Annotated in this window: 16 protein-coding genes, 2 rRNA genes and 1 riboswitch; of the genes, 9 read left to right on the forward strand and 9 right to left on the reverse strand. The window is 42.2% G+C overall.

The window, feature by feature from the left end; genetic code table 11:
- Together ACTL4S_RS13785 and rrf are read left to right on the forward strand one after the other, a co-directional pair.
- A 23S ribosomal RNA gene (locus tag ACTL4S_RS13785) occupies positions 1-87 on the forward strand; the annotation flags it as partial.
- A gap of 197 nt (positions 88-284) precedes the next feature.
- A 5S ribosomal RNA gene (rrf, locus tag ACTL4S_RS13790) occupies positions 285-399 on the forward strand.
- Between the two features lie 470 nt (positions 400-869).
- Here rrf and ACTL4S_RS13795 read toward each other — a convergent pair.
- The 6 genes from ACTL4S_RS13795 to ACTL4S_RS13820 form a co-directional block, all read right to left on the reverse strand.
- On the reverse strand, positions 870-1,451 hold the full coding sequence (locus tag ACTL4S_RS13795; protein ID WP_253160753.1) for a lytic transglycosylase domain-containing protein: 582 nt from the start codon (positions 1,449-1,451) through the stop codon (positions 870-872).
- A 124-nt stretch (positions 1,452-1,575) separates the two neighbouring features.
- A complete protein-coding gene (locus ACTL4S_RS13800; protein WP_441299551.1) occupies positions 1,576-2,067 on the reverse strand; it encodes a GNAT family N-acetyltransferase in 492 nt (163 codons plus the stop codon).
- 113 nt (positions 2,068-2,180) lie between these two features.
- Positions 2,181-3,380 (reverse strand): acyl-CoA dehydrogenase family protein, encoded by a 1,200-nt coding sequence (locus ACTL4S_RS13805; RefSeq protein ID WP_441299552.1) that lies wholly within the window; start codon positions 3,378-3,380, stop codon positions 2,181-2,183.
- A 23-nt stretch (positions 3,381-3,403) separates the two neighbouring features.
- Entirely contained in the window at positions 3,404-4,690 is a 1,287-nt protein-coding gene (locus tag ACTL4S_RS13810; protein WP_171058350.1) for an acyl-CoA dehydrogenase family protein, read from the reverse strand.
- Positions 4,691-4,936: 246 nt separating this feature from the next.
- Positions 4,937-6,313 (reverse strand): ABC1 kinase family protein, encoded by a 1,377-nt coding sequence (locus ACTL4S_RS13815; RefSeq protein WP_004647106.1) that lies wholly within the window; start codon positions 6,311-6,313, stop codon positions 4,937-4,939.
- Between the two features lie 160 nt (positions 6,314-6,473).
- Positions 6,474-6,782: a hypothetical protein gene (locus ACTL4S_RS13820; protein WP_005100098.1), complete on the reverse strand. Its 309-nt coding sequence runs from the start codon at positions 6,780-6,782 to the stop codon at positions 6,474-6,476.
- Between the two features lie 200 nt (positions 6,783-6,982).
- Between ACTL4S_RS13820 and ACTL4S_RS13825 the strand changes: the two genes are divergently transcribed.
- The 6 genes from ACTL4S_RS13825 (at position 6,983) to ACTL4S_RS13850 (ending at position 13,094) form a co-directional block, all read left to right on the forward strand.
- The gene (locus ACTL4S_RS13825; RefSeq protein WP_441299553.1) at positions 6,983-7,369 is read left to right on the forward strand and encodes a DUF1311 domain-containing protein; all 387 of its coding nucleotides are present in this window, start codon (positions 6,983-6,985) and stop codon (positions 7,367-7,369) included.
- 204 nt (positions 7,370-7,573) lie between these two features.
- The gene (gene prmB, locus ACTL4S_RS13830) at positions 7,574-8,584 is read left to right on the forward strand and encodes a 50S ribosomal protein L3 N(5)-glutamine methyltransferase (RefSeq protein ID WP_005100101.1); all 1,011 of its coding nucleotides are present in this window, start codon (positions 7,574-7,576) and stop codon (positions 8,582-8,584) included.
- 13 nt (positions 8,585-8,597) lie between these two features.
- Complete coding sequence (gene aroC / locus ACTL4S_RS13835) at positions 8,598-9,692, forward strand: chorismate synthase (RefSeq protein WP_441299554.1); 1,095 nt, start codon at positions 8,598-8,600, stop codon at positions 9,690-9,692.
- A gap of 66 nt (positions 9,693-9,758) precedes the next feature.
- The gene (locus tag ACTL4S_RS13840) at positions 9,759-10,280 is read left to right on the forward strand and encodes a GNAT family N-acetyltransferase (RefSeq protein ID WP_441299555.1); all 522 of its coding nucleotides are present in this window, start codon (positions 9,759-9,761) and stop codon (positions 10,278-10,280) included.
- A gap of 125 nt (positions 10,281-10,405) precedes the next feature.
- The gene (locus tag ACTL4S_RS13845) at positions 10,406-11,314 is read left to right on the forward strand and encodes an AEC family transporter (RefSeq protein ID WP_005262773.1); all 909 of its coding nucleotides are present in this window, start codon (positions 10,406-10,408) and stop codon (positions 11,312-11,314) included.
- A gap of 312 nt (positions 11,315-11,626) precedes the next feature.
- Positions 11,627-11,714, forward strand: a riboswitch (glycine riboswitch).
- A gap of 135 nt (positions 11,715-11,849) precedes the next feature.
- Positions 11,850-13,094 carry a D-amino acid dehydrogenase gene (locus ACTL4S_RS13850; RefSeq protein WP_191112235.1) on the forward strand — a complete coding sequence of 415 codons (1,245 nt, stop codon included), beginning with the start codon at positions 11,850-11,852 and terminating at the stop codon, positions 13,092-13,094.
- Positions 13,095-13,177: 83 nt separating this feature from the next.
- Here the strand turns inward: ACTL4S_RS13850 and ACTL4S_RS13855 are convergent, their stop codons facing one another.
- The gene (locus tag ACTL4S_RS13855; protein ID WP_441299556.1) at positions 13,178-13,831 is read right to left on the reverse strand and encodes an A1S_1983 family putative colistin resistance protein; all 654 of its coding nucleotides are present in this window, start codon (positions 13,829-13,831) and stop codon (positions 13,178-13,180) included.
- A gap of 100 nt (positions 13,832-13,931) precedes the next feature.
- Between ACTL4S_RS13855 and ispF the strand changes: the two genes are divergently transcribed.
- Entirely contained in the window at positions 13,932-14,420 is a 489-nt protein-coding gene (gene ispF / locus ACTL4S_RS13860) for a 2-C-methyl-D-erythritol 2,4-cyclodiphosphate synthase (RefSeq protein WP_216986087.1), read from the forward strand.
- A 2-nt stretch (positions 14,421-14,422) separates the two neighbouring features.
- On the opposite strand, the gene ACTL4S_RS13865 is transcribed toward ispF, so the two are convergent.
- Positions 14,423-14,947 carry a protein tyrosine phosphatase family protein gene (locus ACTL4S_RS13865; protein ID WP_004280464.1) on the reverse strand — a complete coding sequence of 175 codons (525 nt, stop codon included), beginning with the start codon at positions 14,945-14,947 and terminating at the stop codon, positions 14,423-14,425.
- Between the two features lie 64 nt (positions 14,948-15,011).
- Positions 15,012-16,103 carry a 3-deoxy-7-phosphoheptulonate synthase gene (locus ACTL4S_RS13870; protein WP_174766804.1) on the reverse strand — a complete coding sequence of 364 codons (1,092 nt, stop codon included), beginning with the start codon at positions 16,101-16,103 and terminating at the stop codon, positions 15,012-15,014.
- Positions 16,104-16,211 lie beyond the last annotated feature (108 nt).

Genomic DNA, 16,211 nt, shown 5'->3' on the forward strand with positions numbered 1-16,211 from the left:
TGAAGACTACGACGTTGATAGGTTGGATGTGGAAGCATAGTGATATGTGAAGCTGACCAATACTAATTGCTCGTGAGGCTTGACTATACAACACCCAAACAGTTGTTGTATGAAGCTCAATTGATTCGAAATCAAACGATCAAACTTGATTTAGTTGAAAAGCTAGATAAAATGAACAACCTAATTTAACTCAAGTATCTCTGTTAATAACTCATTTGGTACGAAGTACGGCAAACACTGCAACAGCAGTTAAATAAGACCCGAACAAGTCCATAAACAGTTGTGCTGGCGACCATAGCAAGAGTGAACCACCTGATCCCTTCCCGAACTCAGAAGTGAAACCTCTTAGCGCTGATGGTAGTGTGGGGTTACCCATGTGAGAGTAAGTCATCGCCAGCTCATTATTCCAAAATCCCCCTCCGCTAAGGCAGAGGGGGATTTTTTTGTGCGCAGGATTTTAGGAGTAAGTCTTTTATTTTTGATTCTGATTTCTATATGCATTCACTTCCTATCGAGCTCCACGAACTTATTAATTTAAGTGTATAGAAGTATTTATTTGAAATCTTATTAAAGTCTTCTTAGAAGGATGATTCGCGTTAAGATGACTAGTGTTATCCGGTCGATATAGTTTGATCTAAAAGATTTTACAGTTCTATCTTATAAATCCTAAAAAATAAAAAACCAGCGAATCGCTGGTTTTTTATGGCAGGGTATTTTTACCGAACACGCGTATCACAACTGTAGTTAATATTTTCTAAATATGCTTTCATAGCAGAAATTTCAATAGGTATTATTTAATAACTACTAATTATCAAAGCTTTACATCAAATAGCCTAAGCATTATTAATTTAATTAGCTTAAATCAGTAATTATAGAGAGTCTTTCAGCATTTTTTTATGCTGTTTTACTTGTTTGGCATAACGTTTACCTTGTTTACGCATTTTACGATTATTTTCATAACCCGATGGACCTACATTATAATAGGCAAGCGCTTTCTTCCAGTCACCGGATGATTGATTATATTTAGAAAGAATATATGTACCACATTGGATATTACTGCTTTCATTGTATAAATCACCTGGACAAGTTTGTTGCCAATATCTCGGAATCACTTGCATCAAGCCTACCGCACCTGCTGGCGAAGTTGCTTGGCTACGATAAGTAGATTCCTGACGAATCACAGCCGCCACTAGAAGCGGATCTACACCCTGATTTTGTGCATGTTGAACAATTAAAGGTGAAACACGATTAGCTGTACTGGATGGGGTGGAATAAGCAGTTTGAATGCCTTTAGACAGCTTAGCTGCGCGTTTTTCTACCGAGCCTCCGCCCAAGGATGAACAACCCGCAAAAAGAAAAGTGCTCAATAAAATAGAGGAAAATTTAAAAGATTGAGAATGAAATAGTGAACGTTTAGATTTAATTGGATTGAATAAATGAGAAACAAACAAACTGTGAATTCCATGCCTGAATAAACGTATTTCGATGTTAGGCAGCCTATATACAAGAGTCAAGCTTGCTGCTGATGAAAGCACTTTATTAATGTACAAACTTTATCTATCTACTAAAAAATCTCTAAGTTGAAAGATTTTTCAGCATCCAGATTTCACAGGCTTCACTATGTCCGGTATTGCCTTGAGGATGATCAAGATGCTGAAAACCTAATTTTTCATAGAGTTTCACCGCTTGCCAAAGCACTTTAGTTGTTTCTAGATAGACTGACTTAATCTGATGAGCCTGTGCGAATTCAAAAGATAATTCTAAAATTTTCTTGGCAAAACCCTGCTGACGAATTTCAGGTAAAAAGTACATTTTCTGAATTTCTAAAATAGTTGCATCACCTTTTAATAGCGCAATTCCACCACCACCGTAAATTTTATTTTGTTGATCTACAACAACCCAGTAAGCTGATTCCGGTTGCTGATAAACTTGATATAGTTCATCTAGAATAGAATCACCTACGGCAAAACCAGATTCTGCTGCCAGTCCAAACTCTTGGGAAACACCACGAATAATGCTTGCAATTTGAGCATTATCTTCAGGCTGAATGGGACGAATAGAGTACATATTGGACTGATTTTATTTTGAAAAAACGATGAATTTTTATAACGCTAAATGCTTAAAAAAGCCATCGTTTATTCAATTTAGATAAGTTTAATTCGCTATTTAATGAGCAATCATTATTTTAATTCGCTCGATGATTTTCCTAATTCCCGACGGGCAATAATCAGTTGCTGAATTTGCTGGGTGCCTTCAAAAATATCCAGAATCTTGGAATCACGCGCCCATTTTTCCAAAAGTTCAGTTTCGTTATAACCAATGGCTGCTGCCAGTTCGACACATTTTAAGGTAATTTCATTACCGATCCGACCGGCCTTGGCTTTGGCAATAGATGCTTCACGTGAATTTGGTTTGTGATTATCGGCCATCCAGGCGGCTTTCAGCATCAGCAAGCGTGCTGCTTCCCATTCAGCTTCCATATGATAGATTTGTGCTGCGATATTAGAGCTTTGTAAATACGGTGTGGCATAAGTGGAGTCCAGCTGATCCTTAAAAATCTCCTTGATGCGTTCCAGCGAGGCTTTCGCACAACCAATCGCCATGGCGGCGACCAGCGGGCGAGTATTATCAAAGGTTTCCATCACGCCAGCAAAGCCTTTAGCAACATCGATTTCTGCATGACCGAGCAGGTTTGCTGCAGGTACTCGACAGTTGATAAAGCTAATCGTGGCAGTATCGGATGATTTAATCCCTAATTTATGTTCCAGTCGTTCAACCTTCATTCCTGGAGTACCTTTGGTCACCACAAATGATTTAATGGCTGATCGTCCCAGCTTTTTATCCAGAGTGGCCCAAACGACCACTGCATCAGCACGATCTCCGGATGTTACAAAAATCTTCTCACCATTCAGAATATAGTCATCACCGTCTTTAGTCGCAGTGGTACGAATCGCCGCAGAGTCTGAACCACAGCCTGACTCGGTAATCGCCATGGCTGCCCAAGTCCCGTGAAAACGCTGTAATTGTTCCTTATTGGCAACGGCTGCAATGGCTGAGTTTCCTAATCCTTGACGTGGCATCGAAAGTAATAAACCAGTATCGCCATAACACATTTCAATAATGCTCAGGGCGGTAGACATATTAATGCCATTTTTATTGCTGCTGTCTGCATCGCCACGTTTATTGACTGCTGCACCTGCATTCATGCCTTCACTACCTTGGTTCATGCCATCCACGACTGAAGCGAGCATGTCTAGCTCTATCGGATAAGCGTGTTCAGCCTTGTCATATTTACGTGAAATAGGGCGCAAAACATTGAGGGCAACTTCATGTGCTTGATCAATCAAAAGCTTGAATTTTTTTGGAGTTTGTAGATTCATTATTGTTCTTCTTTATGTTTTGATCAGGCATGCAAGCCAGAATGGAGAATGGCAGTGGCTCTCAGGTCTCTATACCAGCGTTCTACCGGATGTTCTTTGGTGAAACCATGACCACCCAAAATCTGTACACCATCGGTGCCGATTTTCATGGATTTTTCTGCGCAGAGCAGACGGGCCAGATAGGCTTCACGATGAAAGTTTTGTCCCGATTCAGCCAGACTAGCGGCATTCAAGATCAACACTTGCATCGCGTCAATTTCAATGGCCATATCGGCAATCATAAAGGCGACACTCTGACGATGGGAAATCGGTTCGCCAAAAGCGATACGTTCATTGGCGTATTGCACACAATATTTCTTAATGGCTTCACAGGTACCTACTGCCATTGCACACCACATCAAATTGCCCAAATCTACGAATGCACGATAATCAAAATCTTCATCTCCCAGACGCTGTGCTGGAGTATTTTCAAATTTGAGCGTGACTGTTTCTGTGGCCTTTAAACCCATAGCAGGCGACTTTTTCGCAGTGATGGTGCTGTCGCGTTGCACCACAAAGACCTCAGCTCTGCCATCCAGATCAGCACTGACCAGATACAGATCGGCACTTTCTCCCAAGAGCACTAAGGTCTTTTCACCCCGAATCAGATAATGTCCCTGATGTGCAACAGCCTTGGTTTTAAGTTGCTCCGGGTTAAACGCTGCTGTTTCTTCCTGCACCGCAAAGGTAGCCTTTAATTCAGGATTTTCTGCGAAAGTGCCCAGATATTCTGCCTGAATTTGCTCTGAGCCCCAGCGGGTAATGGCGTTAATGACACTAAAAGTCGAAAGTAAGCCAGCGGTCAGGCTGAAATCTCCTTGTGCCAAATGTTGAGCGATTAAAATATTGCTGACAATATCCTGTTCTGATGCAACGCCCCCCAATGCTTCAGGCAGGGCATAGAAATTCAGACCTAAATCAGTGCTGTATTGCCAGAGTTCATGGGGAAATAATTCATGCTGATCTGCATCATGCGCCAAGGGATACAGCACCTCTTGGGCAAATTGCTGCATGGCATCACAGGTCATTTGCTGTTCTTCAGTCAGGTTTAGATCAAATAAGGATTTAGACTGATGCGGCAGACGCTGTTTTTGAATCTTCTGGCCAGATTTCAGGATTTTCTGGGTTTGACTCAGGGTTTTGAATCCTACTTTTGAACTTTGATAAAGTGATTTTTCTACAAATTTCCGCAGCTTTAACTGGTCTAATACTTCGCTACCCGCGATTTTGGTCAGTATGGACAAGCCAAATCCTTGGGCTTTATTCACCATATTATTCATTCTGATTATCCTAAAGGTGTTGTCACGTTATTTTTTTTAATACTGACATGCACTCAGAGATAAAACCATGTCATCCCTGACACGAATGATTGACAATTTTTAGGTTTCGGGGATTGAAGAAATGGAGGAATAAATTAATGAAAAATAAAAGAAAGATAAAAATATAAAAAATCGAATATGTCTAAAAATTGACCCGAATGACAAAATCATCCGGGTCTTTTTGATGCAGGTTTTATTTTAAGAGAGATGATGTTTAATCATGGCACGCACATTGGTTTTGGCATCAATCACGGTCATAAAAGTATAGGCACCAATAAATTTACGGCTAATAAACATAAATTCTTTGGGTGGAACACTGAAATAACGTGAAGCCATAGATCTCGACGCCTGTTGCATCACACGGCTATGCAGCTGGCTTTTTTTCCAGTCATAGCGATTATGTTCATCCATGATGCCAGCTGGCAATTCTTGATTATTCAGTGGTGAGCTAAACGCTTCGGTGGCCAGTAAAAAGACTTTGGCCATATCTGGTTTAATGCTTTGCGGAATCGAATCAAAAAACTCATAACCAGTCATCGCCTTGACCATCATATCCGAGTCATGATGATAGCCTGCCTGAATCAGGTTACGCGCAACACTGAGCAGATGCTGGTCAAACTGACGGATCGCGCCAAAGTCGAGCAGAATGATCTTGTCGTGCACATCTGCGCCATTGCCCAGACGAACCAGATAATTACCAAAGTTCGGATCGGTTTGCATCTCGCCCCATTCGAAGATTTCACGCACTGCAATTTCTAGAGAGGCTTCACCTAGCTGGTTGCGGCGTTCTTGGGGTAAGGACAACATCACTGGGCTGTTGATCGGCACACCGCGTTCAAAAGTCATGCACAGCACACGATCTGAGCAATATTCATTAATAATGGTTGGGACGATATAGCGAGGATCATCTTTTAAACGGGCAGCAAAACGACGCGTGGTATCTGCTTCAATCTGATAATTTACTTCACGATGCATCATTTCACGGACTTCATCGAACCATTGGTCGAATTCGCGAGTCTGTGGCACGATACGGGTCAATTTCAGCATGTTTTTAAACAGACTCATATCCGAATCAATGGCTTCTGCCACACCCGGATACTGAATTTTTAACACCAGTTCCATGCCGTCAGATTTTCGGGTAGCGCGATGTACCTGTGCCAAAGAAGCTGTGCCCAAAGGTTCATGATCAATGGTGAGATCGTCGAGTTTTGAACCGAGTTGTTGCTGTAACTGGGTCTTGATGGCTGGCCATGCCAATGCCACCGTCTGATTGTTCAGGGTATTTAGAGCTTGAGTGACTTCTTCTGGCAGAAAATGCTCACCGTACAGCGCCATCATCTGGCCAATTTTAACGATAGAACCTTTTAGCTTGCCAATTTCTGCCACCAGATAATCAGCCTGTTCTTTCATGGCTTTTTTACGTTTCTTTTCTTTTTCTTCTTCGCTTGAGAACATGGAGCTTGCACTAGAAGCCGCCCAACGCGTGCCTGCCAGCAAGGATGCCTTTGCGATCGATAAGCGTCGATCCATAGAGGAGGTTTTCAGTTGTTTAAGCTTATCGTTCTGATCTGACATGTAAACTCGATCCTTTCATCATCAGCATGAAGCAGAATAAATCATTGTAAGGGATAGTAGCGTTTCTGCACGTATTAAAAAAGTTTAAGCTGCTGAATTCATAGTAAAAGCTAGGCAAGCTTTCATTTATTCACCAACTTGTATCAGTTTAGACGGGGCATTATGCCATTTGAAATTGGATTTTTAATTCAGATCGTTGCTGTAACTGTTGTTTATTTGTTTGAATATGTTGATGAATCAGGCGCTGTACGCTGTCATGCATAAAGCCCAAAGCATAGCCTTTTACAATCACAATACTTGGCAAGCCAAAAAACAGATATTTAGCATCGTCCAGTGTCGCATCGGTAAATACGCCATGCTGCATTAAGGTCGACTGCAAAAAAACCTTTTCTTGCTGTACCTGACTGGAGGCTTGGTCATTCCAGTAATTCTGGCGCATCGCCATAAGATTATTGTGCTTATAGCTCATAGATCTGGGCTCATTTGAAGATTGAATGCGGATTATATGTGGGTCATGTGCCAATTTTCAATTGTGCAACTGTTTAATCTTTCAGTCCGAGAAAGGCATAGGATTTTTGTCCGGACTGCGTTAATATCAGTGGATAATTTAAACAATATTGATTGTTAAACATTTATTGGGATTGTACCGGTTTCGGTCAAGGGGAAGTTATGCGTCTTGCATGGTTTTTAGTTGCAATTTTTGCGGGTACTGCGGTTCAGACGCAGGCTGCTATTGGGTATTCCAAGGAATATACACAGTGCATGAATTTTAGTTATGGTAATACACCTAAAGCGGAAAAATGCCTGGAAAAAGAGCTGAAAGTTCACAATAAACGTCTGAAGAAAAACTATAAAACTTATCTTAAATTGAATCCGAATCAAACCGCCGCCATTCGCAGTCAGCATGTATTGTGGGAGCGTAAACTGGCCCAGCAATGTAATCTTAGAATGTCAGGAAAATATGCCAAACAGCAACAAGGGCAATGTATGCTGGCTTTGATTATGGATCAGGCCAATCTTTATCAATCCCGTTCTTATGCGTCCGGTTTTCGATAAGTCGTCATACCATTAACATGGATATTTAACAAAAACACCTCTGAATAAAGTAAACATTTATCTGCATAATCGCTCACAAAAACAGGAGTTTTATAATTTTTGTGAGCGTAGAGAATTCGTGTTTTTCATGCTTTTAGCATTATAAAAGCAGGCAAAACAGGGTATCATAAGGCGTTTAAAAAAATGACCTTGGAGACGCCTTAAGTGGATCGACCGACTATTAGCCCTGAACATATGCAGGAAGCCGCTGAAAATTTAACCACCATTCGTGATTTTATTCGTTTTGGTGTGACAGCATTACGTCAATACGATGCACATTTGGGCCAAGGCACAGAAGATTATTTTGCTGAAAGTTCAGCGCTAGTGTTGCAAACCCTGTCACTAGAATGGAAAGCGGACGCTGAAATTCTAGATGCCAAATTATTGCCAAGTGAAAAAGCCGAATTTTTAAGTCTGCTGGAACGCCGTATTAATGAAAAAGTTCCAACTTCATATTTATTGAATCTGGCTTACTTTGACGGCAAACCCTACTATGTCGATGAGCGTGTGCTGATTCCACGTTCACCGATTGCTGAACTGATTCAGAACCGTTTTGCCCCGTATTTCCTGGGTGAACATGGTCAAATGGGTGAAGCGGTTAATAACTTGCCGGAAAACCCGAATCCGAAGATACCACAACGCATTCTAGATATGTGTACCGGTTCCGGCTGTATCGCAATTGCCTTGGCTTATGCTTTCCCTGAAGCGGAAGTAGATGCGACTGATATTTCGAAAGAAGCCTTGGAAGTTGCGCAAATCAATACTGAGCATCATGACAAGCAATATCAGATCGCTTTGCTTGAATCAGATCTGTTTGAAAAAATTCCAGCTGAAAACCAATACGATTTAATCGTATCTAATCCGCCGTATGTCGATGCGGAAGATATGGCTGATTTGCCTGAGGAATTCCATCATGAGCCTGAGCTTGCACTTGCTGCAGGTCAGGACGGTCTGGATCTGGTGCGTAAAATGCTGGCTCAAGCAGCAGATTATCTGACTGAGAATGGCCTGATCGTGATCGAAGTGGGTAACTCAGAATGGGCGATGCGCCAAAACTTTAATTCGGTTGATTTCTACTGGTTACAATTCCAGAAAGGTGGTACGGGTATCTTTGCATTGACTGCAGAGCAATGTCGTACCTACCGTGATTTATTCATACAGTCTATTCAAGCATAAGGAGTCGTTTGACATGGCAGGTAATAGTATAGGGCAACTGTTCCGTGTAACGACTTGTGGTGAATCTCACGGTGTTGGCCTGATGGCGATCATCGATGGGGTTCCACCCGGCATTGAGCTGACTGAAGCTGATTTGCAAAAGGATCTGGACCGCCGTAAGCCGGGTACATCGAAATTTGCAACCCAACGTAAAGAACCCGATGAAGTAGAAATTATTTCCGGTGTGTTTGAGGGTAAAACCACCGGTACTTCAATTGGTTTGTTAATTCGTAATACGGATCAAAAATCGAAAGACTACGGCAATATTGCGCAGACATTCCGACCGGGTCATGCTGACTATACCTATACCCAAAAGTATGGTTTCCGTGATTACCGTGGTGGAGGCCGTTCAAGTGCGCGTGAAACGGCAATGCGTGTTGCTGCGGGTGCAATTTCCAAGAAATTCCTTTTCGAGAAATTTGGCATTGAGATTCGTGGTCATGTAACCCAGATTGGTACTGAAAAAGCAGAGAAACTGGACTGGAACGAAGTTCCAAACAATCCGTTTTTCTGTGGCGATGTGGATGCAGTACCGCGTTTTGAAGCGCTAGTGACGTCTTTGCGTGAGCAAGGTACCAGTTGTGGCGCTAAACTGGAGATCATTGCATCTAAAGTGCCAGTCGGTTGGGGCGAGCCAGTCTTTGATCGTCTGGATGCTGATATTGCGCATGCCATGATGTCGATTAATGCCGTTAAAGGTGTAGAAATCGGTGATGGTTTTGGCGTTGCTGAACAGTTTGGTCATGAAAGCCGTGATGAACTCACCACAGAAGGCTTCCTGGCCAATCATGCTGGCGGTATTCTAGGTGGTATTTCTAGCGGTCAGGACATTCGTGTTGCGATTGCGTTGAAGCCGACTGCATCTATCACCACGCCGGGTAAAACCATCAATATTGAGCGTGAAGATACTGATGTGTTGACCAAAGGCCGTCATGATCCTTGTGTGGGTGTGCGTGCAACCCCGATTGCTGAAGCGATGCTGGCGATAGTACTCATGGATCATTTCATGCGTCACCGTGCGCAAAATGCCGATGTAGTTGCGCCATTTGCACCGATTGAACCTAAATAATTTGCTTTAACTTTAAAGTGAAATTGTTTTAAAGTCAGACTCCGGTCTGACTTTTTTATTTATAAAATGAATCACTATAAAAATATACGATTGGCAAGCAAAGCTGATATTCAGCAACTTACCATACTAATTAATACAGCTTATCGTACTCGGGGTGGATGGACCACAGAAGAAGGAATGATCCAGGGTGATCGTATTCAAGAACAACAGTTATATGAATTGCTCAATTCAGCAGATTTTCAGCTGTTTGTGTTGGAAATTGAAAATAAGCTTCTTGGTTGTATTGGCGTGAGCTTAGGGCAGCAAGTAGCAGAGATTGGAAGCTTTGCTGTTGCACCTGCTGAGCAAAACTCGGGTTATGGCAAGCAATTATTGGACTTTGCCGAATCCCATATTTTCGAATTATTTAAGAAGAACGTGATTCAGATGTCAGTGTTAAATGTTCGTACTGAACTGTTGGCATATTATCAGCGCCATGGCTATCAGCTGACTGAAAAGATTGAAGCATATCCACTGGGTCAAAAGCTCGGAGAACCTTTGATTCCGTTACATTTACTGATTTTAGAAAAAATCATCAGATCAATATGATTAGTTGGTGAAAATTCAAGCTTTTTGCTACTTAAATTGAGTGGTGAAAAAGCTCATCAATATGCTAAGTTTTCTGTTCAGTCTAAGCGGCTTAAGATTAGGCAGAAAACAGACCAGGATGTCACATGCTGCATATTATTTTAACTTCTTTATTTCCCCTCATCGGACTGATCAGCTTTGGTTATCTGCTTAAGCGTAGGCAATGGTTGAGTGATGATTTTTGGCGAGGCGCTGAAAAGTTAAATTATTATGCATTGTTTCCGGTAATGCTGTTTTTAAATCTGGCCACTGCCAAGATTCAAATGAATGTCATTCAGGATGTAGTACTGGTCGTATTTAGCATCATGGCTGTGGTCAGTATTGCGCTGTATATCTTGCGCCAAATTTACCGAATTTCCTATGCGCGTTTCGGCGTCTATGTTCAAGGTTTACTGCGCTTTAATACCTATATTGGCCTTGCTGCTGTCAGCGCCTTATTTCAGCAGCAGGGTATGACTATTTTCGCTGTGATCATGGTGCTGTGTATTCCTTTGGTGAATATCTTGTCAGTGCTGGCATTTACCCGTAGCCACGATATGCAGCTGAAAAAAATCGTCCTGGATTTGTCTAAAAATCCATTAATTTTAGGCTGTATAGTGGGTGGTTTATTTAATCTTTCCGGTTTGTCACTCTGGACTGGAACAGAGCAGTTCCTTAAACAGATTGCACTGTGCAGTTTGCCGCTCGGTTTGATGTGTGTGGGAGCAGCCTTACAGTTTCAGGGTTTTCAGCGTGATGTATTGCCACTCAGCCTGATAACCTTTGGTCGCCTGTTCGGAATGCCGCTGATTGCATTTTTAGTGTGTAAAATTTTCCAGATTGATGCATTAACTACTCAGGTATTGGTCTTGTTCTTTGCACTTCCTACCGCCTCAGCTTCGTATGTCTTAACCCGGGTGTATGGTGGCGATAGTGAGTTAATGGCTAGTATTATCAGTGTACAAACAGTGGTCGCAGCAGGAAGCTTAGTACTGATGCTTTCTTGGATTATCTAAAATTCTAGGATAAATGATAAAAGTCTAAATTTTGCTTTGGATGACATATACTTTGAATTATTAAAATAGCCTAAGCAAATGTTGAGTTCTATTTAAGCGCCAAAATTAAATAAGTTCTGGAATTTTATAAAGGATAGAACTTGCTCATTTTACTTAGGACAGCAAAATCTAAAAATTTGATATCTAGGCAATATCCTCCATCACCCATGTATGCTCTTAATTAAAAAGAATCACAGATAAATTCACGTGAATTAACATAAATAAAAACTGTGTTTTTCCTAAAAATGGTATATAAATTGCTCATGATAATAAAACATTATTGCAGGAGAGAAATGCTTCTGCATTCGCCGAAGGAGCAAGTTCCCAGGAAACTCTCAGGCAAAAGGACTGTGATAATGGATAAAAACTCTGGAGAGAAGTGTTCAATCACTCACCGAAGGGGAAGGTGGCCGCATTGATGTGCAATGTATCTACCGAAGCTCTCAGGTACACATGACAGATGGGAAAAGACATCAATATAATCAAGGAGGTGTCTATGCGTCATGTCGTGGTGATTGGGGCCGGTATTACCGGAGTAACCACAGCTTATGAGCTGGCACAATCAGGCTATCAAGTGACTGTGGTTGATCGGCATCTTTATCCGGCAATGGAAACATCCTTTGCCAATGGCGGCCAGCTTTCTGCCTGTAATGCCGAAGTATGGAACCAGAAAGCCACGGTACTCAAAGGCATCAAATGGATGTCACAAAAAACCGCACCACTTTTGCTCAATCCTTCTTTCAGTGTGCATAAATACAGCTGGCTCATGGAATTTCTGGGCAATATCAAACATTATGAAGCCAATACCCGAGAGACTGTACGGCTGGCTTTACTGGCAAGAGCACGCTTATTTGAAATTGCCGAAACAGAAAATATTGATTTCAATTTAGAAAAACGTGGAATTTTACATTTTTATCATAACAAGACAGATTATGATGTTGCGATCAAAGTCAATGATCTGTTGTGTAGCGGTGGTCTGGAGCGCAATGCCATTTCCAATGCAGAAATCAAGCAGATCGAACCTGCATTAACTGGCGATTATTATGCAGGATTTTACTGTCAGAGCGATGCCACCGGGGATATTCATAAATTTAGTACCGGTTTGGCCAAAGCCTGTATGCAAAAAGGCGTGAAATTTGAGTTTGGTCAAGATGTTTTTGTTGTTGATCATCAGGCTCAGAATATTCGGGTTAAATGCAAACCTAGTACTGAAAATGTCCATTCCTCTCCAGAGGATGTTCTGGAAATTAATGCAGATGCCATTGTGGTCTGTGCAGGGGTTGGCAGCTATCAATTGGCTGAAATACTTGGTGAACGAGTCAATGTCTATCCAGTCAAAGGCTACTCGATTACCGTGCAACTGAATGATGAGCAGAGCCAGAACAACGCACCTTGGGTCAGTCTGCTAGATGAAAGTGCGAAAATTGTCTTGTCACGCCTAGGCAAGGATCGTTTGCGTGTTGCAGGAACAGCCGAGTTTAATGGCTATAACCGGGATATTCGTGCTGACCGAATTCAACCTTTAATTGACTGGACCAATCGTAATTTTGACCTGTGTACTGAGCATGTCTTGCCTTGGGCAGGCTTACGCCCCATGATGCCAAATATGATGCCTGTGGTACGTCGTGGCAAACATGAGCGAGTCTTTTACAATACCGGACATGGTCATCTGGGCTGGACTTTATCAGCTGCAACGGCCGCAATGATCAGTCAGGAAATTGCGCAATACTATCCAGCTTAAATTGATAGCCCGCTTGCGGGCTATTTTTTACACCAAAAATCTCATTTTATATAACGATAAATTATAATATTTTTCAAAATAAATCAATCATATAGTCGATAAATACCGGTAAAACGTTCACAGCCTTTTTGCTGGCTACTGACCGCTAAAATGGCTTTACTATAGTTAAACTCATAGCGGCAGTCATTTTCGTTATTGGTGATCTGGTTTTTTGTCTCAGGCGTAGTATAGGCTAAAAAAGGAATGATCTGTTTCTCGGTCCGGTTATTCGGATTACGATAGGCTAGGCCTTCAATCTTGATCCGGTCTTTGGTCAGTTGATGAATCTTGAGATGTACAGGCTGCTTGGCGATTTGTCCCTGTTCAAACTTAATATAATGCTGGGTCAGACTTTGATTCAGTGAAATATAGACATTTAAATCATCTAAACGCCATTCAAACTGCTGTTTAAAACAGTCTAGCGTTTTGCATTGCTGTAAACGGGTCGCCCATAATTGTTGGCTATCTTGCAATAAGCGCACAGGCGCATCGGTAATCAGAAAAGCAGTAAAGTATTGGTCTGCGAGTTTTGCACGAGATTCAGCCAGCGATGCTGAGCAGACTTTATTCATGGCAGCCGTTTTTTGGCTGTCATCGCTACAGTTTAGTGTGATCGCCGAGCTACCTGTAGAAATCGTCCCCAGACCGAGCATCAGGCCAATTATTTTCAACATATTTATATCAGTTTTCAGTAGCATGATCGCTTATACTTTCACTGTGTTACGCTTGGTCTAACTATAGCGAAATAGAAAGCAAGTGTACAAGATTTCAATGGGCTATTTCTAAAGGATGTATAAGGTGATTGCACAAATTCGTATTGGCCAGGGTCTGGATGTGCATGCATTTGAAGAAGGTGATTTTGTCACTCTGGCAGGCATTCAAATTCCGCATACTCACGGTCTGAAAGCACATTCGGATGGTGATGTGGTTCTGCATGCACTCTGTGATGCTTTGTTGGGTGCATTGGCGCTTGGAGATATTGGCCAGCATTTCCCAGATACAGATCCTGGGTTTAAAGGTGCAGATAGCCGGGTACTACTCAAGCATGTTTATCAGCTAATTCTGGATCGTGGTTATCACCTGAATAATGCCGATATTACCGTGGCCTGTGAACGTCCAAAACTGGCTAAGCACAATCTGGCGATGCGTCAAAGTATTGCAGATGTCTTGGATGTTGATGTGACTCAAATCAGTATCAAAGCCACCACCACTGAACAGTTAGGTTTTACCGGTCGTCAGGAAGGAATTATGTCCATGGCAACCGTGCTATTGAGCCACAGCAAATAAAATCAGGCAAAATAATTCGGATTAATCAAGGAAAGTTCCAGTTCCTGAGTTGCTTTACGGCCTTGTAGCTGTAGAGCAACCGCATGCATTAAACCGGTCCAGGTTTCATTCGGTTCCCAGATCTGATGCAAGTGTTCTTGTGCTGTAGGCAGATCCATATCCATATAGTATTGACGATATAAATACATCAGACAGCTGACATGGTAGTTTTGCGAACAATGTACCCAGACCATTTGCTCTTTTACCAGATGATCGATCAGGTCCAGTACCAGCAGGCATTGATTGTCTGAAGGGGTTTCCCAGGAAATCGGAACCTGAATATAGTTCAGTCCCAGCTCAAGGCAAATTTTATCTTCATGCGGCAGATACTGTTCGCTATCGGTCAGCGCCACATTGATGACAGTAGATACACCGTATTCTTTCATCAGCTGTAATTGGGTAGTGGTCGGTTGACCGGAGCTAAACAGATGTTCGTGTATGAACTGAAAATTCTCAATCTGGCTTAATGCCGTTTCAATATCATTCATCAGATAAATTTTCCTTGTTCTAGAAATGCAAACGCCATCTTGGCGATGGCGTTGGTCAGATCATTTAACGATTAGGTAAAATGTCTTTCAATGCCTCATGCATGTCGAGTAAAACTTTTTCAGTCGTTTCCCAGTCGATACAGCCATCCGTAACGGATTGACCGTATTCCATATCATTCAGGTTCGCCGGAATGTCCTGACGACCACCCTTAAGATGACTTTCTACCATAATACCAACAATTGACTTGTTTCCATCAAGAATTTGTTCGGAAATGTTTTTAAGTACAAGTGGTTGCAGGTACGGGTCTTTGTTAGAGTTGGCGTGGCTGGCATCAATCATGATCTTGGTGCTGACTTTGGCCTTGGCTAGAGCAGCTTCTGCATCGGCAACCGAGCCTGCATCGTAGTTCGGTTTGCCATTACCGCCACGCAGTACCACGTGAGCATAAGGATTGCCTGAAGTGCGAATCACAGCCACCTGACCCTGATCATTCAGACCGAGGAAGCTGTGACCATGTTTCACAGATTGCATCGCATTGGTCGCGACCGTTAAACCGCCGTCAGTACCATTTTTAAAGCCGACTGGTGAAGAAAGACCAGAAGACATTTCACGATGGGTCTGGCTTTCTGTGGTACGTGCACCAATCGCTGACCATGAAATCAGGTCTTGGTAATACTGTGGCGAGTTTGGATCAAGTGCTTCAGTGGCACATGGCAAGCCCATTTCATTCAGTTCAAGTAATAGCTTGCGACCGATACGCAGACCTTTTTCAATATTGAATGAATCATTCATGTCTGGGTCATTGATCAGGCCTTTCCAGCCTACGGTAGTCCGTGGTTTTTCAAAATAAACCCGCATCACGATGTATAAGCTGTCTTTAACTTTTTCGCTCAGTACTTTTAAGCGTTCAGCATATTCATGCGCCGCCGCCGGATCATGGATAGAACAAGGGCCAATTACAACGAACAGGCGTTTGTCTTCACCATCCAGAATTTTACGAATCGTTTCACGACCATGCAGTACGGTTTGATAAGCAGTTTCAGTCAACGGTAACTCTGCTTTAAGCTCAGCAGGGGTTACAAGAGGAATCATGCTGTGGATATTCACGTCATCAATATCTGATGCTGAAATAGGATTTGACTGTTGTGTATTCATTGCCGTCACTGGTTCGATCATACAAAAGGTTGTTTAATAGCCCGAATATAACATGAATGATGCGTCACTTTGTTATAAAAAAGATGAATACTTCTTTGAAAAAAAAGT

It is taken from the genome of Acinetobacter lwoffii, from assembly GCF_052078135.1.
GTDB classification, from domain to species: domain Bacteria; phylum Pseudomonadota; class Gammaproteobacteria; order Pseudomonadales; family Moraxellaceae; genus Acinetobacter; species Acinetobacter lwoffii_Z.